Below are 21508 nucleotides of genomic sequence, written 5' to 3'. Positions count from 1 at the left end.
GTATCAACAAGGTGCGATATGACTGACCTCATATGTTTAGGGGAACCCCTGTTCGAGTTAACCGCTTGCCCGGATGGTTCGTTTAAAGGCGGGTTCGGTGGTGACGTTTCTAACGTCGCCGTCGCGGCAGCGAGACAAGGGACGAAAGTTGCTTTGATCACCCGCATCGGTGGCGATCAATTTGGTAAAAAGCTCAGGAGCCTGTGGTCCAAGGAAGGTGTAAACCACGAACATGTGGTAACGGCCTCTGGCGAAGATACTGGGCTGTACTTTGTTTTTCATAATGATGACGGTCACCATTTCGTCTATCGCAGGAAAGGCTCCGCTGCGAGCCGGATGCTCCCAAATCAGTCTCCGGATGATGCGATTTCCGGCGCAAGAATGTTCTATACTTCCGGCATCAGCCTTGGAGTAAGTCCTGAGCTACGGTCAACAACTCTACATTCAATCCAAACAGCGTATAGGTCCGGCACACCATTTGCCTTCGATCCCAATTTACGCACAGCCCTTTGGCCATTGGACAAGGCACGACAGGTTACCCACGATGTAATGAAGAGGTGCAATATTGCGTTACCAGGGCTCGATGATGCCCGCCAGTTGACGGGTCTTCAAAGCCCTGGGGAAATCATCAGCTTCTACCACAATCTGGGCGCAGATATTGTGGCACTTTCACTGGGCGCGGACGGCGTATCCGTGTCTGAAGGGCAAGGCATACACACTATCCCCGGCGTGATGGTTAAAGCGGTTGATGCCACCGGTGCCGGAGATTGTTTCAACGGAATATTTCTGTCTGCCTACCTGAAAAGCAAAGATGTCCTGAAATCAGCTGAGCTTGCGAACCAGGGAGCAGCCCGATCAACCACAGGCTATGGCGCCGTGGATCCAATTCCTTACGGAAAAACCCAACAGAAGGAAATCACTTCAATGACAGAGAAAAAGATCGCGCGTTTGGGCGATGACAGAACCGGAGCAGGCGGGCAACCGCTTCCCTTTGCACCTGCGGTAAGAGCCGGAGATTTTGTGTTCATTTCCGGACAGGTTGCAATGAAAGAAAACGGCGAAATCGAAGCGGGTGGTATTGAGGCGCAAACCCGGAAAACGATGGAAAACCTGATGGCAGCTCTTGCACTGGCTGACTGCACCCTGGATGATATAGCAAAAGTTGGTGTCTGGCTGGATGATCCCCGCGACTTTTGGACGTTCAACCGGGTCTATGCAGACTATTTTCCCAACGGAGGCCCGGCGCGCTCCACAGTCCGTTCACAAATCATGGTAGACGCCAAGGTCGAGATTGATGCGGTCGTATACAAACCGCTTGGATAATCCACACGATTCTCACACCAATTGTATAGAGCTGGCGTTTTTCGCCAGCCTATTTTGTTTTAATTGAACAGATCAACATTTTAGAGATGCGTTTCTGAGACGCTCAGGGGCAATGGGGACATTTGAAGTTGAGAAAGTAATGACCGGCTTTTTGCGCATACTGTGAGTGCGGTTAGCTACTGAGTTTGCGTTGCAGCGAGTGTCTGGAATGCGGGTGCAACCGCAGCATTGATGGGCACCGGTCAACGGCAGCTCAGAGCCGTCTTTGGAGACGGCCTTGTACCTAATTCTCATGACGTTTGAGCACAGTTTTGAGGTACTGGGTCGAATGCCAGGTTTGATGTGCACAGAATACTCCAGCGCAGCCTTTAAGTGTCAACTGGTGCTTGGCCGATTGCCGGATGGATCCACGATATGTCCGTCCTGTTTCTGGATCGCGTAGTGTCCCTTCCCATACCGTGCCGTCAAAGACCAATTCGGTCAGGATCATATCACCAATCTGCGCATGAGGCGTATCGTCCTTGTTCCAAACCCAAACAAGACGTCCACACTTCATTGCTTCATTCGATGCGCAGTCTTCAAAAGCGACAATCACGCCGAGCCCGGGGGATGCGTAGTGGCCTTTAAGGTCAAAGGCATGTCCTTGGCTGGCCAACATACCGACGCCAACCACAATCACCAAAAAAGCTGTTTTGACAATTCGGACGGGCAAACGCGGTGCGACGCGGGCGAATTCGGTCAAGTATCTTGGATGCTCCGTCTTCATAAGCCGATCCCACCAAGAAAAATAGAGCCCGTGGTTATAGCGCGCATGCGCATGATGCATATCGTGATGAGTAACGCTCGTGAGCCAGCCAAAGACCGGCTTGCCTTTTGCGTTGGCGGGGAAGATTTCGATCCCGCAGTGCCCGATTGCATTGCGCAGCATCATATGGGTCACAAAGATGAACAGAGCGACTGGGTGTGTTGGCAGAATGATCAGAACCAAAGGCAAGTAGACAGCGTTCACCACGGCTTCGCCAACGTCAAAGCTGTAGGAGGTGAAGGGAGTTGGTTGGTGTGATTTGTGATGCAAGCGGTGAAACCGGCGAAACAGGGGCGGGTAGTGCAGGGCACGGTGCGTCCAATAGAACCACGCATCATGAAGGGTAATCAACACCGCGATACTGAACGCGAAATAGGTCCAGCCAAATGCGGCTATGTCTTGGTAGATTGTGATGACACCTGCCCTTGCACCAAGCACGATGGATGTCCCTGCGGCAGTAAAAATAAGCACTGTGCGCAGGCTTGTCAGTATCTCGCGGAGGATTTGACCTTGTGGCACTGCAGAGAGTCGAATTTTCTGTGCAAAAAGATGCCGTGCCAGCATGATATTGATCAATAGATACGTGCCGCCGGCGCCAAAAATATAGCGTAAGAGGTCTCCGCCGAAGACATCCGTGTAGATGGACAGGAGTGTGGCTAACTGAGTCATTGTCTGCTCCGAATGCGAATTGACATGTGGCGGACAGTGGCCAGCGAAGCAAATCAGAGCACGCTGAGTTTGAAAGCCGACCCGTTTCTTGCAAAATCGGCGAGGATTTTTCAGTTTCAGCATGGCTATACCGTTGACCGGCGGGGTAAATCCGACTTCGATTGCGCATGTGATGTCAGACCCAATGATTTTGGATATCTTCCTGCGCGGCAGTGCCATCGGCACGCTCGTGCTATGCGCCGCTGTCTTCATGAGAAACGGGGGATTCCAGCGGAAAAGCATGGCAGTAGTCTTGCTGTGCCTCAGTTTTGGCCCCTACTTGATTGTGTCCTCGCCAAGCATTGATCTAACCGACGGCCCGGTTCGGATTGTGCTTGTGATGATCGCAGGTGTGATCCCTGTCTTGCTCTATTGGGCCGTGATTGAGCTGTTCCAGGATGACGTTTTTGTTCGACCTTGGCAGATCTTGATCGCTGTGTTGATAGTCGGATTGGCATGGCTTTCTCAACTACAGCTGCAACTTGGTGTAGTTCGCGGTATCTGCGTACTGATCTTCTTTTTCCATAGCCTGTGGATCGTAGTTTCAAGTCAGGCAGGGGATCTGATCGAGGCCCGTCGCCGGTTTCGGCGTTGGTTTCTGATCTGGATCCTCAGTTTGGGAATTCTCATTACCGGATTTGAAATCACCCATCTGGATAAAGCGCTTCCTGTCTGGGTATTTGCACTACAGGCAAGTACGTTTTTCCTGTCTGCAAGTGCGTTCCTGCTGTGGTCGGTTCGCGTGGTTCCAGACATCTGGATACCGCGCCCGCCAAAGCGGGGTGACCAAGCCAACCCAGCGCAGTCCGCGCTCATGACTCGTATTGAAACCGCGATGTCTGAGGGGCTGTGGCGCTGCGAAAGGCTGACCGTTGCTCAAGTGGCCGCACATCTTGGGACACAGGAACACCGCATTAGGTCCGCAATCAATCAAGGCTTGGGGCACCGGAATTTTGCGAGCTTCGTGAACGCGTTCCGCATTAAAGAGGCGCAATCCATGTTATCATCGCCCGAGCTGGCAGAGCGTTCGGTCCTGAGTATCGCTTACGATGTGGGATTTTCCTCACTGGGGCCATTCAACCGCGCCTTTCGCGCTCAAATTGGGATGACACCTTCGGAATTTCGGAAAACGCATTTACATGAAACGACAAAGTCACGTTTGTAATATTTCCGCAAAGCCGCCTTCTATGCCTGCTTTCGTTCGGGCTTGGGAGTGCGCAATAATTTGAGCCAACTTGTTGCGCTTGATCGCGTTGGTCAGCCTTTAGTTCACCCAAAGAAGTCGAACCCCGACGCATCTGTGTCGCCAATTCTAACAGGATGTGCGCTCTGACCGACGGTCCCACGCCTCTAAACCGTCTGTATTGGGTTGTGGCACCGATGTTGGCGGTCCCCGCGTTCTTCTTTGCCGCCAAGACGATGAAACTGCTTGTTCTTGAGGGGCATGGAACTCCTGCGCCGTGGGACCCACCTCAAAGAATTGTGGTCAGCGGACCTTATCGCTATGTGCGCGACACCATGCTTTCATCGGCCATTCGAATGACACTGGCGGAAGCAGTGGCATCGAGTTGCCACTCCTGCAGCTTTGGGCGATAGTCTTCTTTCTCCTCAACACACTTTATTTCAATTTGGTAGAAGAGCCGGGGCTGGAACGACGCTTTGGACGGACAACTTGCAGTACAAGGCAAGGGTTTCGCGATGGACTCCCATGTTTCGGCCGAATACCCCCCCAAGCACCAACGACAGTTGAATAGCGGGCTTTTTTGCGACGTGTGAGTTTGCATAGACTTGATTTCGCTGTTGTCGCGAATTCCTATCAAGACAAGCCTCGCCGAGGAAGCAACAGCCTTGCCATGCATGGAACTATCCTGTGGCCTCAGTCAGGTTTGACACTAAGGGCTTTGCCACCAATCTGTAGGCTTGGCGCGCTTGCCGCGGTTCCGGTCAAGCCAGAGAGCAAATTTGCGAAACCGTGAGAACGCCATCTTCAACCAAAGACGGTGGTGCCATTGCGTGAAGTCGCGGTTAAATGGGCAGACGCGCATGCAGATGGCACAATCAGAGGACAGTTTAGCCCAGAATCCGAAGCACTTGGCTGCGTCGGAAGTCCACTTGCGCACACCTTTTATGGCCGATGGGTCCTCGGAGGTCTCAGGCGGGCCGTAGGGGAGCGCATTGACTGGACAAGCATCAGCGCATTTGGTGCAGATGTTACAGAACGCACGCACGCCTAAGGGTTTGGGTGGATCATGGACTAATGGGAGGTTGGTGAAAACCTTAGAGAACCGTAAGCGCGGCCCGTATTCAGGTGTTATCACCATTTGATTGCGGGCATATTCGCCCAGACCCGCCTTGATCGCATAGGGGATCACGAGGCCGGTGTCGTTCATAGAGGCTGTGGCCTGATAGCCCAGGTTTCGGACATAGGCCGCAAGCTGCATCACGATGCTGGCCTCGTGGGAATATTCACGTCCGGTGGCGGCCCCCGCGAGCGCGGAAGGATAAGTGGCGACGAGGTCCTCATCCATCTGATGGCCCATCACAATGACAGATGTCATGCCTTCTGGCAGGTCGTTGGGCGCGTCGGAGAAATCACGGGTGTCAACGCGGGTTGCGTAAATCCAACGGTCATCCAGATCAGTGATGCCGCAGAGATCGGCACCAAAGAATTTGGCGATGCGTTTGATTTCCTTGGCCATCGCGGCGGGATCGTCAATCGGTTGCTGTGTCGGGGCGACGGGTGTGTCGTTGTCGATGGGGGCCTGGAAGCCCTCGCGCTTACCGGTTTCGCCAGCCCTTTCCGAGATCAAGTCCGAAATTAGCCAAGAGGCGTTTCTAAGCGCGAAGTCGCGCTGGGTGAATCCGTCACCACGACGAGGGATGGCCTCCATCCGGTACGAGGCAAAGAACGCGTCGGTCTGTTTGCTGCGGATACGCTCATCCCAGAAGGCGCGGGTAAAAATGTCATTACGTTGGTTGAAACGTTCGAATTCGTCCGTGACATCGATGCCTGCAGCAGCGTCGTCCGCTCGTTGGGGTTGGTTGGAGGGGTAGGCCATGATGAGACGATGCGGTGAGGTGAAGCCGTTGTCAAAGGTTAGCGTGCGCGAAAGGTCGGTGTTGGGGATCGGCTGAATGTTGATAGTCTCTGCCAAAGCCGCTTCGGAGCAGCGAAAGCGGCTGACGACGGTCACTTGTTCAAAATGATCCAAACGTTTTTGGGGGCGGTCCTTTCGTAAGCACTCATGCCGGTCACCAGCGAATTCTCTGGGAAGGTGTGAAAATTCGATCTCAAATAGAAGGTTTGATCTCAAATAAGTGAGCGGCTTTGAGATTTGAAAACAGAAATTGGTGGCGCGGTAGCGAAATCACACTCTGTCCAGCGCTGCTGACTTCTAGCAACGTTGGAACGGTGCACTTGCAGCGAATGGCGGCAATGCGGGCTGCAAGCGCAGCATGGCAAGACCCCAACGAATGACCGCTATGTGCCGGCTTTGCTTGGGCAATTTTTCAGTGGACACGAGTTGCTGCACCGCATCCAAGCTCGGCTGAGCACTGGCCTGTCTTTATTGCTGCGGATTTTTGAACACGTTGCGATCCGCAGTGAAAGCCAGCAATCGATCTACAAAAAACCTGTCTAACCGACTGTTTCTTGGCATTTGACATCATCATCGGTTGGTGAGTGAAACTCCGGCAATCACTAGCGCACCGCCCACCAGCATGGAAACCTCAACCGGTTCGCGCAAAATAGCAGCCCCAAGGGCTACCCCGAAGACGGGGACTAGATTGGTGAACACCGCCGCACGCTCAGGCCCAAGCGAATGTACCCCTCGATAGTACCAAACAAATGGCACGACTGTTCCACCAATGGCCAGGTAGATGATGGCCAAAGTGCAGGTGAATGTGGGCAACTGAGGCACTTGCACGGGACCGACCAACGGCAACCCCAATGCCAGAAGTAAAAACCCGATCAGCGCAGCCCAAGTGGTTGCCGCCAGTGGCGAGAGGCTTCCCAGAGCTTTGCGTCCAAGAAGCGTATAGCCCACCCAACTACCCACCGCTGCCAGCATGAACAGTTCTCCCTGCCCAAAACTCTGCCGGACGTCAGTCATCAGTCCGGCAACGTCCCCTCCGCTAATCACGATCACGACCCCGGCTAGTGCCACACAAATCCCGGCAACTTGCCCAATCGGTAGGAGCCGTTGCGCGATCAGTACCCCGACTAGAGCCACGGCTATCGGATTGAAGGCAACAAACAGTGCCGTTCGCGAAGCTGGCATCTCAGCCAGAGCGGCAAAGAAGAACAGGTTGTAAAGGCAGACGCCGGACAGTCCGAGAAGCCCCATCAACACGCTCTGCCGCCAAGTGAGGCGAGGCAAACCACCTTCCGCTTTCCAGACAAGATAAAGCAATACCAGAGATGCCAGGCCAAACCGAGCGGTTGCCGCGACCAGAGGGGGCATTTCACCCGAAACGACGCGGCCGGCAACAAATGTGCCGCCCCACAGGAAGGCCACCATTGAGAGCCGGACGTAAAGCAAAGCGTTCTGCGACGCTATGGGATATGACAGGGCTTGGGACATGGAAACACCTAAAACATCGGATTGCCCATGCCGAATTTCAGTTATACTATGTTATAGTCAAATGAGTATTTACTTATGACTTTTGGTCAGCTTGATATTTTTGTCACTCTTGCCGAAACGCGCGGGTTTACGGCTGCTGCATTGCGACTTGGGATAAGTCAGCCCGCAGTGTCTCATGCCCTCAAGAGTCTTGAGGATGAGCTTGGCATCACGCTTTTTAATCGCACCGTATCCCCAATCGAACTGACCCCGTTGGGCGAACGACTTCTATCCCGCGCACGCGAAATTCTTGGGCTAGCCGACGCTATGCATCAGGAGGCCTCGGAATATCGTGGAGTGCAGACCGGCAGACTGCGCATTGGGTCTTTTGGTGCCACGTCATCATTGCAGATATTGCCGCGCCTTCTCGAAGCATTTCATGCAGCCCATCCTGGTATCGAAGTACTGATTGAAGAAGCCGCTGACGATGAGATTATCCGTTGGATCGAAGACCGGCGCATTGATCTTGGTTTTGTCGTGTTACCAGATGAACGCTTTCGGACCTGGCCTGTGGCACAGGACCAGTTTGTCGCCTTGGTTGCTGCCGATAATACTTTGGCCAGGCAATCTTCAATCCGATTGGAGCAACTGTGCGAAATGCCATTCATCATGCCGGAATCTGGTTCTGCCCGGATCATTCGCCGTTTGTTCACGCAGGCCCGTCTTAGTCCAAATGTGCGGTACCGGACATCGCAGATGCTAAGTACGTTGACTATGGTGGCGCGCAACCAAGGCGTCTCGGTCGTGGCCGAGATGGCCTTGCCGCCAACGAATGGTAAAGAGGGCTGGGTCAGCAAACCGCTGAATTCAGTCAGGACACGAAAAATTGGTCTCGCGATGCATCCGCACGCAACGCCACCCCCTGCGGCGGTCGCTTTTGTTGAGGTCGTAGAAAAATGTAGAGACGATTTTTGACGACGTGTACAAAAGAAAGAAGCGACGTCGCGATTTTAACTTTTGAGTTCAAATCGGATATTAGAAATCACTAAGTGGGCGGCAGCAATGCCCGCTTAAGGCCTTTCCACTGCGCCCGAAAACGTTCATTCAAGCTACGCACACTCGAACCTCAGCACGGCCACACCTCATGCCTCTTCCTACTCCCCAAGCCGTCGTCTTCGATATGGATGGCCTGTTGCTCGACACCGAGCGGGTATACTTCGAAGGCTTCCGCACCACGCTTGACGCACTCGGATTGCCGCAAGACGACGACCTGTTCCGGCGGCTAGTCGGCACGAACCGTGTGCTAGGACGCCGACTTTTGACCGAAGGGCTAGCGGGGCGCGTCAATCTGGAAGAGTTTAATGCCGTCTGGGACGCCGAAATCGCGCAACGGCTGGCGGATTACATCCCCGTCAAACCGGGTGCGCGCGCGATGGCAGAACACCTGCGCGAGCGGGATATACCTTACATCATTGCCACCAGCACCCAGACGAAAAAGGCGCATTTGCATCTCGAGCGAGCGGGTCTCGGCGCGCTTTTTCGCGACGTCGTAGGCGGTGATCAGGTCGCTGCCAGCAAGCCCGCGCCAGATATCTACCTACATGCCACGGCACGTCTGGGTCACGATCCGTCAAACTGCGTTGCGTTCGAGGATTCGCCCAACGGCGTCCGCGCGGCCCACGCGGCGGGCCTCATAACGGTGCAGGTCCCCGATATCGTCGCCCCCGACGCCGAACTGCGTGCGCTCGGGCATCACATCGCCAGCAACATCATCGCCGGCGCCCACGCGGTTGGTCTGATGGTAGTTCCGAAATAGAAAGCTGACTTTCACGCAACTGCAGCGAACGCGCAGTTTGTCTGCGATCTGTGAATTCGCATGGCGAACGATCTTGCGAGCGCTGCGAAAGGCCGGTTTCTCTAATCACGAAAGTCAGAGTGCTCGGACTTCACGGGATTTGTTCTCGGAGAACTGTGGGCGTCCGCAAAGCGATACCAACGCAAGGTCGGCTTCGTAGCCCGCCGCAGTTACTTCAGATAGGTATTAAACCAATCAATGGTTCGGTCCCAAGCCAGGTTTGCCATCTCTTCATCGTAACGTGGCGTGCTGTCATTGTGAAAGCCGTGGTTGGCATTTTCGTAGATATAGGCTTCGTAAACCTTATCGTTGGCTTTTAGAGCAGTCTCAAAATCTGGCCAGCCCGCGTTGATGCGTTCGTCAAGCTCTCCCATTTGAACAAGCAACGGCGCCTGAATTTTGGCCACATCTTCGGCCGCTGGCTGGCGCCCGTAGAACGGGACACCAGCGGCCAGTTCGGGATAAGCCACGGCAATTGCGCTGACCACACCGCCGCCGTAGCAGAAACCAACAGCGCCGACCTTCCCAGTGCAATCATCCCGGTTCAACAAGTATTCGAACCCATTAAAGAAATCGTTCATCAACTCGACCCGGCCCACTGTCTTTTGCAGCTCGCGCCCATCGGCGTCATTGCCTGGGTATCCGCCCACCGACGTCAAGCCGTCTGGAGCCAGAGCCATGAACCCGGCTTTCGCCAATCTGCGCGCCACATCTTCGATGTAGGGATTCAAGCCGCGATTTTCGTGGATGACCAGCACTGCTGGCAGGGGCTCTTCAACGCCTGCAGGCCGAACAAGGTAGCCCCGAACGTCGCCGGTTCCATTTGGTGAAGGATAGGTGATGTAGTCTGCATGGATATCGGGATCGTTGAAGGATACCTGCTCGGCCGAAGCATAATTCGGGCTGAGCATGTTCAGCAACGCGACCGCAGATAAACCACCAACCGCGAACTTACCGGCGCGGTCCAGGAACTGGCGCTTGGTGATTTTGCCGTGCGCGTAAAAGTCGTACAGGTCCAGAAGTTCCTGGTCGAAGTCCTTTGCCGTCATGCGAGTCATAGTGAATCTCCTGATGAATAGGCAGTTCGAAGTGAGAGGTTGTCAGATCAAAGGGTCGTGGTTGGTTTGAGTTTTTCAGCGGGCTGCTAGGACACACCCATTGGCAGTTCTTTTTGCGCGTACTGTTCGCGCAGCACGTTCTTTTGGACCTTTCCCATTGTATTGCGCGGCAGGCCCGGGACGATTTCGTAGCGACGCGGATGTTTGAAGCGAGACAGCTTGTCTCTGATGGTCACCGCGATCTGTTCCATGTCAAGTTGCGCGCTAGGCTCGGCAACCAGAGTGGCAATGATAGCTTCGCCAAATTCAGTGTCGGGAATGCCAAAAACTGCCGATTCCAGGATGCCGTCGATGTCGTTCAAGACGTCTTCAATTTCTTTGGGGTAGACGTTGTAACCACCAGTGATGATCAGGTCTTTTGACCGACCAACGATCGACAGATAACCATCCTCGCTGCATTGACCCAGATCTCCGGTGATGAAGAACCCGTTTTCCCGTAGCTCTTCGGCGGTTTTCTCGGGCATTTGCCAATAGCCTTGGAACACATTGGGCCCTCGTACTTCGATCATTCCAACCTCGCCCCGGGGCAGCGGTTCTCCAGTTTCGGGTTTGGTAACGATCACCTCGGTGCTGGGAAGCGCCAAGCCGACAGTTCCTGCGCGACGCTCACCGTCATAGGGGTTCGAGGTGTTCATGTTCGTCTCGGTCATTCCATAGCGCTCAAGGATGCGGTGGCCGGTGCGCGTTTCGAACGCTAGGTGGGTCTCGGCTAGCAATGGGGCCGAACCAGAAATGAACAAACGCATGCTCTCTGTGACCTCTTTGGTGAAACCGTCATCCGCAAGCAATCTGGTGTAGAAAGTGGGGACACCCATCAGAAGGGTCGAGTGGGGCAACTCTTCCAAGATCATGCCAATGTCGAATTTTTCCATAAGCCGAACTTTGGCACCTGCGAGCAATGACGTATTCATCGCCACGAAAAGCCCATGTGTGTGAAAGACTGGCAGCGCATGAAGCAGGCGATCGGCGCTGGTGATGGCCCACAATTCCACAAGAGCTTGGGCATTGGACAGCAGGTTTCGCTGACTTAGCATTGCACCCTTCGAACGGCCCGTAGTGCCTGATGTATATAGCAAAGCCGCAAGGTCGTCCGGTGCGCGCTCCACGGTTTCGAATACGCAGGGTTGTACGTCAGCCTCTAGGCTTAGGCTTGGACTATCGCCGCCGAGGGTCAGCAGCTTTGCGCCCGATTGGGCTGCCAATTTTTTGATTTCAGCTTCATCGTCGCTGTCGCAAATGATCATCGCCGGTTGAGCATCAGAGATGAAGTAGTCCAACTCTGCCATGGTGTAGGCAGTGTTAAGTGGCAGGTAGACAGCACCTGCCTGAACCGAAGCAGCATAGAGCGCAATCGTATCAGCCAGCTTGGGGGCCTGCACGACGATGCGATCCCCAGGAGAAACTCCGCTGTTCTGCAAAACATGCGCGATCTGTGCGGCGCGCTTCAGAAACGCGTCATAGGAAACCACCTTGCCATCATCAAGTTGCAGGAATGGAGCTTTGTTGCCCTCGTGGAGGGCAAACAAGCTGTCGTAGAGGGTATTGGTCACGCTGTATTTTCCCTTGGTTTGATCGCAAGCGCCGCAGTTGAAGCCGCACGAACTGAACGCGAGGCTTGGATCGTGGCACGTGTCGCGAATTCTTCGTGGTGACGTTCGGTTTTGTTCAAATCGTAAAGGTAGTTGACCATCGCGCCTCCGGACTGGGCGCGCCCATTTGGCGACTGATCTGCGTCAGCGTGCAGCTCATGAAGTTCAGCGCCATTGCCCAGATGAAAGCGGGCCACGGGATCTAACGGCATCCCGTCTTCGCGCTTCGCAAGCAACAAATACCGGGCAGCCATCGCGCGCACGTCCTGCGCTGAGGCTGTCGCTGCCAGTACGGCCTGGGCGGTATGGCCGTGCTCTGGATGTTCTGTTTCGCCGGCCAGCCAACGGCTAAGCCCTGGTATAGGCGATAAGGTCACAAAGGTGTCGAGACCTCTAAGCTCTCGCGAAAGTTCGGTCACAACCTGTTTGATCAACAGGTTCCCAAAACTGATTCCTGCTAAACCCTTTTGGCAGTTTGAAATGGAGTAGAACGCCGCGACTTTTGCATGCTCGGCTTCAATCGGTTCTCGAGCTTCAGACAAAAGCGTATCGATCGCGCCCGGGATTTCAGTTGTAAGGGCCACCTCGACAAATATCAGCGGCTCATCGGGCATTGAAGGGTGGAAGAACGCAAAACAACGACGGTCAGGTGGGTAGAGCCTGCGCCTCAAGTCGTCCAGATCGTTGATCTGGTGAACCGCCTCATATGCGACGATCTTGTCCAGAACGCGGGCAGGCGTATCCCAGCTGATTTGCTTGAGAACAAGAAAGCCTCGATTGAACCAGCTTCTCAACAAATGGACAAAATCAATATCGGTTCGCTTGAGTTCGGCATCAGATTTGAGAAATCGCAGTAGATCAACGCGCATAGCCACAAGTTCTTGCGTCGCACCAGACGGCTGGTTCAAGCGACGCAATAACTCTTGCCGCCTGGGTTCTGCGGATTCACTAAGCTTTTGATATAGATCGACACTTCGATCATTGGCATAGAGGCGCGCCGTGTCAGTGAGTTTTTCTGCGTCTAACTCAAGCTGGTCATTCAAGTAGACAAAAAAGTCCAGTTTTCCCGCGTCATCTAGGGTCTGGTAGCGATCAAGAATGGTGGACGCGAGCGTGAAGCCTGATACCTCACCTTCTGTGGACAAAAGCGCCTCGCAAAGTTCAGCAATGGATCGTATGTCATCCTTGCCACGCCTTTTGTCAGGACGGTCCAGCAATTGGTTTAATAGATCGCCCAGAAACCAATTCCGTTGCATTTCAGGAATCCATCTGGCTGCTCAGGTACTCACCCGTTCGACGGTAGTGATCGATCAAGTGCTTGGTCGCGCTGTCTGCGTCATGATCTAATGCGGCGTCCAGAATGTGATGATGTTCGGCGGCGATGTCCCGCTTTTTATAGCTCGACCCGCCGGCCGCCAGATAGCGGTAGCGGATGTTCAGGTCGTAAAGCTGCGAGCAATATCGCAGTAGCAATGGCAGTTTCGAATTGTCCAACAACGCCATGTGAAACGCTTTGTGAGCGTCTTCAAAGTCGTGTGCCCCATTTTGGCTGGCCTTTTTCATATGGTGGTGACGCAAAACAAGCCGATCCTCCCAGGCCGCATCCGCGTTGGCGATGGAGGCACGCAACGCGGTTTCCTCGAGGTTGCATCGCAACAGAAGAATTTCCTCGAAGTTACACTTGCTCACTGGCGCAGCCCTAAACCCGCGCTGGTCCATCCGTTCGACCAACATGTCTGAGGTCAAAAGGCTAAGAGCCTCGCGAACTGGACTTGCGCCAGTGTTCAGAAGGCTGCGGAGTTGCTCGATCTTAAGTTTTTGTCCGGGTGGCAATTCGCCGGTCAGGATCATTTCGCGCAGCCTTCGATACGCGCCATGAGTGGCTGATGTCTCTTTGCCCTCGGTATCAAGCATGGCGTCCATATCCGACTGTTCCTTTTTGGCGGCAAAAACTCTTGAGTGCTCTTAACTGAGGGCGCTCGTGCCAGTCGATAGACCAACTGAAAGGTTCAGCGATCCTTCGTTTATCATCCAGCGCCGAAGTACAAAGCTGCGCGCCCCGCTTTTGTGCATGGGGTCGCCCTCGGCCAACTTCCGCGCGGCTTCAAGACTGTCAGCGCGATAGATGATCAGGCCAACCCCTTGCATATGCTCACCGGTCTCATCCGACATCGGCCCAGCAAAAGCCAACTTTCCCGCGCGTTCAAGATCCGCCTGATACGCCAAGTGATCCGGAAGGGATGCTTTTACGTCGTCTGGCGCTTTGGTCGGTGTGCTGAGTGCAACATAGAGTTCCAGCGCCAGCGCGCCACGGCTTTTCGCTTCTGATTTATAATCTGCCCAAGCAACCATCGTGGATCTCCAAAAATATCGATATTATTTGACATATTGCAAAATAGTCGGCAAAAATCAAGCGAACTGACATGGATGGTGAAAATGAAATACCTGGTGGGAGAAACCTCGGAAGGCACTGCGGTCTTTGCTGTGAACGGTGAAAACGCAGTGAATTTAACGGCTTTGGACGCTACCGTCGGTTCCGATCTGATGGGTTTAATAGCCAAGCCTGAGCTGGCCGACTCACTGTCTGACCAAATCGCCGCCGCAGACAGTGTGCCTGTGTCGTCTATCAAGCCAGCATTGCCGGTGGTCGCGCCTGGCACGATCATTTGTATGGGTTTGAACTACACGGACCACATCAAGGAAGGCGGATATGATATTCCGGAGTATCCGACGCTTTTCATGCGCGGGAAAAACTCGATCATGGCGGCGGGGCAGCCCATGGTGCGGCCTACCTGTTCTGAGAAGCTAGACTACGAAGCCGAGCTTATGCTGATCGTTGGAAAAAGAGGTCGGCATATCTCGGAAGAGGACGCACTGGCTTATGTCTTTGGCTACACCGTGTTCAACGACGGGTCGCTGCGGGACTATCAGCGCAAAACCGTTCAATGGACGCCTGGCAAAAACTTCGATGATACGGGAGCGATCGGTCCTTTCACCGTAACGCCGGACGAACTGCCCGAAGGGGCGTCCGGTCTGAAGATCGAAAGCCGCGTGGGCGATGAAATCCTACAAAGCTCGAACACCGCCAACATGATCTGGGGCGTTCGTCAGGTCATTGCGACGATTTCGGAATACACCACTCTGGAGCCCGGAGACTTGATTGCGTTGGGCACACCACCGGGTGTCGGTCACGCCAAAAAGCCCAATCCACGTTGGCTGAGGCCGGGTGAAACCGTCGAAGTCGAAATTGAAGGCATCGGAATCTGCGCTAGCCCGATCATCGACGAAAAGGACTCCAAGTCAAAGGTCGCCGCAGCATGAGCGCACCAACCGGGGCAGAGCTGGAGGCACTTCGCGCCAAGGCGCAGCAGGATCATCGCGATCTGCGCGAACGGATTCCACGTTTGTCGGATGACGCGATTGCCTTGATCCTGCGCGAATCCAGATCGCACTACGCGTGGACCGACAAGCCTGTTTCTGACAACATACTTGAAGAGATCTACGACATCACGATCAACGGCGCGACCAGCATGAACACGTTGCCTGCGCGCTTTATTTTCGTGAAAAGCGCAGAGGGAAAAGAGCGGCTTGCCAAGTCGCTAAAGCCGAAAAACGTGCCAAAGATGATGGATGCACCGGTCACGGCGATCATTGCCTACGACTTGGACTTCTGGAAGGAACTACCTTTTCTTTTCCCGCACGAAGATCGGCGGCCCTTGTTTGAAAACAAACCCGAATACGTAGCGGACACGGCCTACCGAAACGGCACTCTGCAGGGCGCGTACTTCATGATTGCGGCCCGGGCTGTCGGGTTGGACGTCGGCGCCATGTCAGGTTTTTCGAACAAGATCGTCGACGAGGAGTTCTTCGCGGGCACGACGCTCAAGTCCAATTTTCTTTGCAATTTGGGCTACGCAGACGAGACCGGTTTGTTCCAGAAGCTTCCACGTTTTCCATTCGAAAAGGTTTGCTCGTATGCATGAGGAGGTAACACCGTGGCCATGAAAGTAAAACCTGTCGTGACTTACCGAACGACAGCTCAATGCCCGACACATGCGCGTACCGAGATCCCAATTCGCGACCTTGATGTGGTTGTCGACGAACCCGTCGAACGCGGCGGAACAAATCTTGGCCCGTCTCCGACCGAAACCGCAATGGCAGCCTTGATCGCCTGTACGAACGTCATCGGGCACAAGAATGCACACCGGTTGGGAGTTGATCTCGGCGCGGTGACAATCGACGCGAAATGCAGGCTGGATCGGCGCGGTGTCCTGATGGAGGAGGAGATCGATGTTCCGTTTCCGGAAATCGAGCTCACCGTGAAGTGTGACACGCCCGCCAGTCAGGAGGAGCTGACACGGGTGGGCGAAGAGACAGCCAAGTATTGCGCCATCGCAAAACTATTTGAAGCGGCAGGCACGGACCTGACCGTCAACTGGGTCAAAACAAACCAATAAAGACAAAAGGCCCGACTTTCTGGGAGGAGAGAAATGAAAATCTGGACCAAACGCAGCCTTATCGGAGCTGCTCTGGCAAGCGTCATGGCGCTGCCCGCCGCAGCAGAGGAAACTATTTCTGCCGTTGTCATCGATGGCTACCCAGACCGGGCATTATGGGTGAAGGAGTTCACCAACTTCTTCATTCCGGAGGTGGACAAGCGACTGGCCGACGCCGGCAACTACAAGATGAACTGGCAGGAGAACTATGGCGGTTCAATCGTAAAGCCGAAAGGCGTTCTGGAGGGAATCCAGCTGGGCCTTGGTGACATAGGCATCGTCACAACCATCTTCCATTCTTCGAAGCTGCCCAGCCAGGGTATATCGGGATCGACACCCTTTGTGGCATCGGATTCCCGTGCCGTGGCCAAGGCCGTAGATGAAATCGCACGCGAATACCCGGCGATGCAGAACGAGTTTGCTGCGCAGAACCAAGTCTATCTGGCCACAGGTGTTGTCCTAGACACGTATCAAATTTTCTGCACGGAACCGGTTGCCTCGGTATCAGATCTAGAGGGTCGCAAGATTGCAGGTGCTGGCCTCAACTTGCGGTATCTCGAAGGCATCAAGGATGCGGCAGGTGTGCGCGGTGGGCTGACCGATTTCTACAACATGCTTCAGACGGGTCTGGTTGATTGTGGAATGCTGTGGCCCGAAGCGGCGAAGACGTTCAAGATCGCTGAAGTTGCCCCGTATATGCTCAAGGCCGATCTGGGTGCTGTGAACTCAAAAACCATCACGGTTAATGCAGACTATTGGGCAAGCCTGCCGGACGAAGTCAAAGAGGTGTTGACGGCGGTTGCCATCGATTACCGTGACCATGTCGCCGGTATCGCGATGGACAGGGCTGCTGCTTCGCGGGATGCTTACGTTGAAGCCGGTGGAACGATCGTTGAGGTTTCGGACGAAGACCGCGCCGCATGGGCAAATGCCATGCCGAATGTCGCGCAGGAATGGGCCGCGACGCTGAATGACAACGGCGAACAAGGAACTGAAATGCTGGCCGCCTACCTTGGCAAGCTTCAAGACGCCGGTTTCACCGGAGTGCGTGACTGGACGGCCGAATAACTGTCCGGCGATCCACGAAAGGGGCCTTTCATGCTGAAGACCGCAGTTGCTGGCCTGTCGCGGGTCGCCAATTCACTTGCAATCGCCGCCAACGCTTTGGGTACGCTCGTCGTCCTAGCGTTGGTGGTTGTTCTGAATGTCGACGTTATTGCTCGTGGCCTGTTTTCAGCCCCATTGCGTGGCACTTATGAGATGGTGCAGTTTTCGGTCGTGATGATCGTCTTTCTGCAGTTGGCGGACGTGGTCAGAGTAGATCGGTTAACACGCTCGGACGGGTTCCTGAACCTGCTACACCATCGTCGCCCGGGCCTGACAGCCAACCTGAGGCGCATCATCAATGCCATCTCGGCGGTCTTCATGGCATTGATTGCCTATGTGACATTCCCTGAATTCCTACACATGTGGCAGACACAGGACTACTTCGGAGTTCCCGGTCTTTTCACATTGCCATGGTGGCCGGTCAAACTGGTCATCGCGTGCGGTACTGCGCTTGCCTGCGTGATCTTCCTGCTCAAGGTCGTCACGGCGCAGGACCGTCCGCAACTTATTCGCACCCCTGAACATGACGAGGCCGCAGAATGACGCCGATTGAGATTGGCCTGATCTCGGTCGTTGCCATTGTTTTCCTGATTTATGCGGGCGTCTACATTCCCATCGCCTTAGGCGTCGTCTCGTTTGTGTCGATCTGGTTGATGCGGGACAACTTCACACTAGCGCTGAACCTGCTGAAAGTGGCGGTCGGCGACAGCGCGATGGAGTATAGCTTCGCGACTATCCCGCTGTTTACCTTCATGGGGCTCATCGTTTCAAAGGCTGGGTTAGGCAGGGACATTTACGAAGTCATGACCATGCGGTTTCGCAAGGTCAAAGGCGGGATTGGAATGGCGACGGTTGGAGCCAACGCCGTCTTTGCCGCCGTGACCGGGTCGTCCATTGCATCCGCATCCGTGTTCACCAAAGTCTCGGTGCCGCAGATGATGGCGCAGGATTACAACCCGCGCTTTGCTGTTGGCGTGGTGGCCGGGTCTTCGGTTTTGGGCATGATCATCCCGCCTTCCGCAATGCTGATCATCTATTCCTTTGTCGCCGAACAATCGGTGGGGGACATGTTCCTGGCGGGGATTATTCCGGGGATCATGTTGGCGATCGCCTATGTTGGCGCGATCTGGGCCATGGGCCGATTCACACCGGCGTTTGTCGGTGGCCGCATCGTGGCAGATACCGAATGGATGTCCGGGCGCGAGATCGCATCCAAAACCCTGCCGACATTGTGCATCATCACTATCGTTCTTGGCGGGATCTACACCGGCTGGCTTACTGCGGTCGAGGCAGGAGCAGCCGGGGCATTTGTAGCGTTGATCATCGCTGTCCTGCGCAGGTCCATGTCCCCAAAAGCGTTTTGGGACGCGTTGCTGGAAACCGGCCACATCACAGCGGCGATCTTGTTCCTGATCACTGCAGCGTCAATTTATAGCCGCATGCTGGGACTGGCCGGGCTTCCCAACCAGTTGCAGGATTTGCTTGCAGGAAATTCGGCGTCCTTCTGGTCGATCATGCTGCTCTACGTGCTTTTGATGCTGTTTTTGGGAACATTACTCGATACCGCATCCATCATTTTGATTGTTGTCCCGTTGTTCCTGCCTATGGCCGAAGCGCTGGATATGTCGCTGATCTGGTTTGGTATCATCACCGTGGTCGGCGCCGAAATCGGGCTTTTGACCCCGCCACTAGGCATATCCTGCTTCGTCATCAAATCGACGATCAATGACGACCGCATCTCGCTGAAAGACGTGTTTATGGGCGCGCTGCCCTTCGCCTTTGTAATGCTAATCGTTCTGTTCATTCTGATCGAGTTCCCGATCCTCAGCCTTGCCCTGATTTAAGGAGGCCAAGATGCGCTCTGTCACCAAAGACAATATCACCGATGTGTTCATGGGATACCTGTCCAAGGATACTGATCCGCGGATGCGTGAAATCATGGGGTCTCTGGTCAAGCACCTCCACGATTTCGCCCGTGAAACCAACCTGACGCATGACGAATGGCGCACGGGAATTGCATTTCTGGAGGAGTGCGCCGCTGTGGAAACCGAAGATAGGCATGAGTTTGTCTTGGCCTCGGACGTGTTGGGACTGTCATCGCTGGTGGATATGCTCCATTCAACTCCAGATGCCACAAGCTCGTCTGTTCTTGGGCCTTTTCACGTTTCTGGCGCACCGCCACTGCCATTCGGTGGTGATATGAAGCGTCACTACGGTGGGCCGGTTTTGCTGGCCGAGGGCGTTATCTGGGATGCAGAGGGTAATCCGATTGGCGGTGCAGAGCTCGACATCTGGCAAACGGCGCCAAATGGAATGTATGCAAGCCAGGATGAAGAACAGGACACCTTTTCTTTTCATGGCCTGATGACAACTGGTGAGGACGGTAAGTATGCATTCACGACCGTCAAGCCAGTCGAATACACCGTGCCGTCAGACGGGCCTGTCGGGGACATTCTGCGCGCCTGCGGTCGCCATCCTTGGCGACCGTCGCACCTGCACTATATCGTTAAGGCACCCGGGCACCGTTCCTTAGTTACCGAGATTTTCCCCGACGACGATCCCTACCTGGATCAGGATACAGTGTTTGGTGTTCGGGATGACCTGGTAATGACTTATGTTGAAAGGCCGGCTTCAGAATTTCCCGAAGGCATGGAACTTTCTGGCAAGATCACTGAACCTTTCTTGCACGTAAAGTTTGATGTGAAGCTTGCCAGAGTTTGAATGCTATTGAGGGTGGTGCGGTGCTGAAACATACCTTAATTTTAGGTGCAACGCTTCTTTGTGGTACTGCCATCGCAGAAGAGCGACCGATCTTCGATGCGCATATTCATTACAGCCATGATGCCGTCAAACAGGTTCCTCCCGAACAAGTTGCCAAAATCCTTCGGGACGCAGGCGTGCGCAAAGCACTGGTTTCCAGCTCGGATGACAACGGTACCCAATTACTGTTGGCCGCAGCGCCGGACATTGTTGTTCCAGCCCTTCGCCCCTACCGTCGCCGCGGTAAGATCAACACCTGGATGCACGATGAAACGGTAATCGGTTATCTGGAAGCAAATCTGGCGAAGAACGAATACAAAGCCATCGGCGAGTTTCACGCTTATGGTGATGATATCAAAACACCGGTCATCCAGCATATGATCTCGCTGGCAAAAGAACGGAACCTAATTCTGCATCACCACGGCGATCGAGAGGCCGTTGACCTGATTTTTGAGGCCTGGCCCGAAGCTCGGGTATTGTGGGCCCACTCTGGCTTTGACGACCCGGCCAGTGTGACTGATGCCTTGGAAACCTATCCAAGGCTTTGGGCCGATCTTGCGTTTCGCTCTGATATGGTCTCGCGGGGCCGTGTTGACCCAGATTGGAAGGCTGCGTTCGAAGCGCACCCGGATCGGTTTATGGTTGGTACGGATACGTTCGCTCCAGAGCGTTGGTACTACGTAGGCCCTCATGCTGATTTTTCACGGGAGTGGTTGGATTTGCTTCCGGACCAGATCGCAGACAACATCGCATACGCAAACGCAGAACGTTTACTGGCATCAGAATGATCCGCTGGGTTGTCTGGTTTCTAGTATCATCTGGCGCGGCCTTCGCTTGTGAAACGGCAGGGCAACGCATGAGTTCGGAAATTCAAAACGCACCCAAGGTGCATGTGGCGCTCGACGAAATTCGATTGTCCCAACCGTTTTCTATTCTTCTGACAGTCTGTGATGATGTTGCCGTGAGTGAGGTGCGCGTCGATGCAATAATGCCTGCTCACCAACACGGGCTAAACTACGCCCCCAAAATCACCGCATTAGGCGATAGGGTGTTTCGTGCAGATAACATGCTGTTTCACATGCCGGGGCTGTGGGAACTGCGAGTTGACACCAACTTTGGCAGGCGATCGATATCCTACACTTCCGATGTCGTTCTAAAATGAAGGTGCTGGTGACAGCGGCGTTT

The 21508-nt window shown here is 54.4% G+C and carries 22 protein-coding genes; 13 read left to right on the top strand and 9 right to left on the bottom strand.

Annotated features, from left to right (window positions below; all coding sequences use genetic code 11):
• Positions 1 to 18 precede the first annotated feature (18 nt).
• Positions 19 to 1323, top strand: a complete 1305-nt coding sequence (locus tag AC2FID_RS15660; RefSeq protein WP_496837591.1) for a PfkB family carbohydrate kinase — start codon at positions 19 to 21, stop codon at positions 1321 to 1323.
• A gap of 283 nt (positions 1324 to 1606) precedes the next feature.
• Here the strand turns inward: AC2FID_RS15660 and AC2FID_RS15655 are convergent, their stop codons facing one another.
• Positions 1607 to 3016: a sterol desaturase family protein gene (locus AC2FID_RS15655; RefSeq protein ID WP_496837590.1), complete on the bottom strand. Its 1410-nt coding sequence runs from the start codon at positions 3014 to 3016 to the stop codon at positions 1607 to 1609.
• A gap of 61 nt (positions 3017 to 3077) precedes the next feature.
• Between AC2FID_RS15655 and AC2FID_RS15650 the strand changes: the two genes are divergently transcribed.
• A complete protein-coding gene (locus AC2FID_RS15650; protein WP_496837588.1) occupies positions 3078 to 4001 on the top strand; it encodes a helix-turn-helix transcriptional regulator in 924 nt (307 codons plus the stop codon).
• A 337-nt stretch (positions 4002 to 4338) separates the two neighbouring features.
• Here the strand turns inward: AC2FID_RS15650 and AC2FID_RS15645 are convergent, their stop codons facing one another.
• The 3 genes from AC2FID_RS15645 to AC2FID_RS15635 all read right to left on the bottom strand — a co-directional run bounded on the left by AC2FID_RS15645 (position 4339) and on the right by AC2FID_RS15635 (position 7419).
• Entirely contained in the window at positions 4339 to 4695 is a 357-nt protein-coding gene (locus AC2FID_RS15645) for a hypothetical protein (RefSeq protein WP_496837587.1), read from the bottom strand.
• A 33-nt stretch (positions 4696 to 4728) separates the two neighbouring features.
• Positions 4729 to 5895, bottom strand: coding sequence for a reductive dehalogenase (locus AC2FID_RS15640; RefSeq protein WP_496837681.1), 1167 nt, complete (start codon positions 5893 to 5895; stop codon positions 4729 to 4731).
• 609 nt (positions 5896 to 6504) lie between these two features.
• The gene (locus AC2FID_RS15635; RefSeq protein ID WP_496837585.1) at positions 6505 to 7419 is read right to left on the bottom strand and encodes a DMT family transporter; all 915 of its coding nucleotides are present in this window, start codon (positions 7417 to 7419) and stop codon (positions 6505 to 6507) included.
• A gap of 75 nt (positions 7420 to 7494) precedes the next feature.
• Here AC2FID_RS15635 and AC2FID_RS15630 point away from each other — a divergent pair, with 75 nt between their 5' ends.
• Positions 7495 to 8373: a LysR family transcriptional regulator gene (locus AC2FID_RS15630; protein WP_496837583.1), complete on the top strand. Its 879-nt coding sequence runs from the start codon at positions 7495 to 7497 to the stop codon at positions 8371 to 8373.
• Positions 8374 to 8542: 169 nt separating this feature from the next.
• Complete coding sequence (locus tag AC2FID_RS15625) at positions 8543 to 9214, top strand: HAD family hydrolase (protein ID WP_496837581.1); 672 nt, start codon at positions 8543 to 8545, stop codon at positions 9212 to 9214.
• Between the two features lie 209 nt (positions 9215 to 9423).
• Here the strand turns inward: AC2FID_RS15625 and yghX are convergent, their stop codons facing one another.
• From yghX to AC2FID_RS15600, 5 genes are all read right to left on the bottom strand, one after another.
• Positions 9424 to 10311: a YghX family hydrolase gene (gene yghX, locus AC2FID_RS15620; protein ID WP_496755623.1), complete on the bottom strand. Its 888-nt coding sequence runs from the start codon at positions 10309 to 10311 to the stop codon at positions 9424 to 9426.
• Positions 10312 to 10397: 86 nt separating this feature from the next.
• Positions 10398 to 11921 carry a malonate--CoA ligase gene (locus AC2FID_RS15615; protein ID WP_496837579.1) on the bottom strand — a complete coding sequence of 508 codons (1524 nt, stop codon included), beginning with the start codon at positions 11919 to 11921 and terminating at the stop codon, positions 10398 to 10400.
• Positions 11918 to 13216 (bottom strand): malonyl-CoA decarboxylase, encoded by a 1299-nt coding sequence (locus AC2FID_RS15610; RefSeq protein ID WP_496837578.1) that lies wholly within the window; start codon positions 13214 to 13216, stop codon positions 11918 to 11920. The genes AC2FID_RS15615 and AC2FID_RS15610 overlap by 4 nt, the downstream gene beginning before the upstream one ends.
• Position 13217: 1 nt before the next feature.
• The gene (locus AC2FID_RS15605) at positions 13218 to 13883 is read right to left on the bottom strand and encodes a GntR family transcriptional regulator (protein ID WP_496837576.1); all 666 of its coding nucleotides are present in this window, start codon (positions 13881 to 13883) and stop codon (positions 13218 to 13220) included.
• 42 nt (positions 13884 to 13925) lie between these two features.
• Entirely contained in the window at positions 13926 to 14312 is a 387-nt protein-coding gene (locus AC2FID_RS15600) for a YciI family protein (RefSeq protein WP_496837574.1), read from the bottom strand.
• An 84-nt stretch (positions 14313 to 14396) separates the two neighbouring features.
• Here AC2FID_RS15600 and AC2FID_RS15595 point away from each other — a divergent pair, with 84 nt between their 5' ends.
• The 9 genes from AC2FID_RS15595 to AC2FID_RS15555 are packed head-to-tail and all read left to right on the top strand — an operon-like array spanning position 14397 to position 21485.
• The gene (locus tag AC2FID_RS15595) at positions 14397 to 15281 is read left to right on the top strand and encodes a fumarylacetoacetate hydrolase family protein (protein WP_282121267.1); all 885 of its coding nucleotides are present in this window, start codon (positions 14397 to 14399) and stop codon (positions 15279 to 15281) included.
• Entirely contained in the window at positions 15278 to 15943 is a 666-nt protein-coding gene (locus AC2FID_RS15590; protein ID WP_496837572.1) for a malonic semialdehyde reductase, read from the top strand. Before AC2FID_RS15595 ends, AC2FID_RS15590 begins: the two co-directional genes overlap by 4 nt.
• 18 nt (positions 15944 to 15961) lie before the next feature.
• Entirely contained in the window at positions 15962 to 16417 is a 456-nt protein-coding gene (locus tag AC2FID_RS15585; protein ID WP_109312673.1) for an OsmC family protein, read from the top strand.
• Positions 16418 to 16450: 33 nt separating this feature from the next.
• On the top strand, positions 16451 to 17524 hold the full coding sequence (locus tag AC2FID_RS15580) for a C4-dicarboxylate TRAP transporter substrate-binding protein (protein ID WP_058273383.1): 1074 nt from the start codon (positions 16451 to 16453) through the stop codon (positions 17522 to 17524).
• Between the two features lie 30 nt (positions 17525 to 17554).
• A complete protein-coding gene (locus AC2FID_RS15575; RefSeq protein ID WP_496837571.1) occupies positions 17555 to 18106 on the top strand; it encodes a TRAP transporter small permease subunit in 552 nt (183 codons plus the stop codon).
• Positions 18103 to 19407, top strand: a complete 1305-nt coding sequence (locus tag AC2FID_RS15570; protein WP_496837569.1) for a TRAP transporter large permease — start codon at positions 18103 to 18105, stop codon at positions 19405 to 19407. Before AC2FID_RS15575 ends, AC2FID_RS15570 begins: the two co-directional genes overlap by 4 nt.
• A gap of 10 nt (positions 19408 to 19417) precedes the next feature.
• Positions 19418 to 20284, top strand: a complete 867-nt coding sequence (locus AC2FID_RS15565) for a dioxygenase family protein (protein WP_108862224.1) — start codon at positions 19418 to 19420, stop codon at positions 20282 to 20284.
• 20 nt (positions 20285 to 20304) lie between these two features.
• Complete coding sequence (locus tag AC2FID_RS15560) at positions 20305 to 21111, top strand: amidohydrolase family protein (protein WP_496837567.1); 807 nt, start codon at positions 20305 to 20307, stop codon at positions 21109 to 21111.
• Positions 21108 to 21485 carry a hypothetical protein gene (locus AC2FID_RS15555; protein WP_496837565.1) on the top strand — a complete coding sequence of 126 codons (378 nt, stop codon included), beginning with the start codon at positions 21108 to 21110 and terminating at the stop codon, positions 21483 to 21485. The genes AC2FID_RS15560 and AC2FID_RS15555 overlap by 4 nt, the downstream gene beginning before the upstream one ends.
• Positions 21486 to 21508 lie beyond the last annotated feature (23 nt).

The organism is Ruegeria sp. CDSC068 (assembly GCF_059610545.1).
The sequence above is the reverse complement of the archived record's forward strand: the minus strand, read 5'-3'. Positions and strand labels throughout refer to the sequence as shown.

Excerpts from the sequence above, each read along its gene's own strand:
- AC2FID_RS15650 (WP_496837588.1), top strand. The coding sequence starts at position 3,078 with ATGGCAGTAGTCTTGCTGTGCCTCAGTTTTGGCCCCTACTTGATTGTG.
- AC2FID_RS15580 (WP_058273383.1), top strand. The coding sequence starts at position 16,451 with ATGAAAATCTGGACCAAACGCAGCCTTATCGGAGCTGCTCTGGCAAGC.
- AC2FID_RS15570 (WP_496837569.1), top strand. The coding sequence starts at position 18,103 with ATGACGCCGATTGAGATTGGCCTGATCTCGGTCGTTGCCATTGTTTTC.
- AC2FID_RS15625 (WP_496837581.1), top strand. The coding sequence starts at position 8,543 with ATGCCTCTTCCTACTCCCCAAGCCGTCGTCTTCGATATGGATGGCCTG.
- AC2FID_RS15630 (WP_496837583.1), top strand. The coding sequence starts at position 7,495 with ATGACTTTTGGTCAGCTTGATATTTTTGTCACTCTTGCCGAAACGCGC.
- AC2FID_RS15565 (WP_108862224.1), top strand. The coding sequence starts at position 19,418 with ATGCGCTCTGTCACCAAAGACAATATCACCGATGTGTTCATGGGATAC.
- AC2FID_RS15645 (WP_496837587.1), bottom strand. The coding sequence starts at position 4,695 with ATGCATGGCAAGGCTGTTGCTTCCTCGGCGAGGCTTGTCTTGATAGGA.
- AC2FID_RS15600 (WP_496837574.1), bottom strand. The coding sequence starts at position 14,312 with ATGGTTGCTTGGGCAGATTATAAATCAGAAGCGAAAAGCCGTGGCGCG.
- AC2FID_RS15595 (WP_282121267.1), top strand. The coding sequence starts at position 14,397 with ATGAAATACCTGGTGGGAGAAACCTCGGAAGGCACTGCGGTCTTTGCT.
- AC2FID_RS15655 (WP_496837590.1), bottom strand. The coding sequence starts at position 3,016 with ATGGCACTGCCGCGCAGGAAGATATCCAAAATCATTGGGTCTGACATC.
- AC2FID_RS15635 (WP_496837585.1), bottom strand. The coding sequence starts at position 7,419 with ATGTCCCAAGCCCTGTCATATCCCATAGCGTCGCAGAACGCTTTGCTT.
- AC2FID_RS15605 (WP_496837576.1), bottom strand. The coding sequence starts at position 13,883 with ATGGACGCCATGCTTGATACCGAGGGCAAAGAGACATCAGCCACTCAT.
- AC2FID_RS15575 (WP_496837571.1), top strand. The coding sequence starts at position 17,555 with ATGCTGAAGACCGCAGTTGCTGGCCTGTCGCGGGTCGCCAATTCACTT.
- AC2FID_RS15660 (WP_496837591.1), top strand. The coding sequence starts at position 19 with ATGACTGACCTCATATGTTTAGGGGAACCCCTGTTCGAGTTAACCGCT.
- AC2FID_RS15555 (WP_496837565.1), top strand. The coding sequence starts at position 21,108 with ATGATCCGCTGGGTTGTCTGGTTTCTAGTATCATCTGGCGCGGCCTTC.
- yghX (WP_496755623.1), bottom strand. The coding sequence starts at position 10,311 with ATGACTCGCATGACGGCAAAGGACTTCGACCAGGAACTTCTGGACCTG.
- AC2FID_RS15585 (WP_109312673.1), top strand. The coding sequence starts at position 15,962 with ATGAAAGTAAAACCTGTCGTGACTTACCGAACGACAGCTCAATGCCCG.
- AC2FID_RS15640 (WP_496837681.1), bottom strand. The coding sequence starts at position 5,895 with ATGGCCTACCCCTCCAACCAACCCCAACGAGCGGACGACGCTGCTGCA.
- AC2FID_RS15590 (WP_496837572.1), top strand. The coding sequence starts at position 15,278 with ATGAGCGCACCAACCGGGGCAGAGCTGGAGGCACTTCGCGCCAAGGCG.
- AC2FID_RS15610 (WP_496837578.1), bottom strand. The coding sequence starts at position 13,216 with ATGCAACGGAATTGGTTTCTGGGCGATCTATTAAACCAATTGCTGGAC.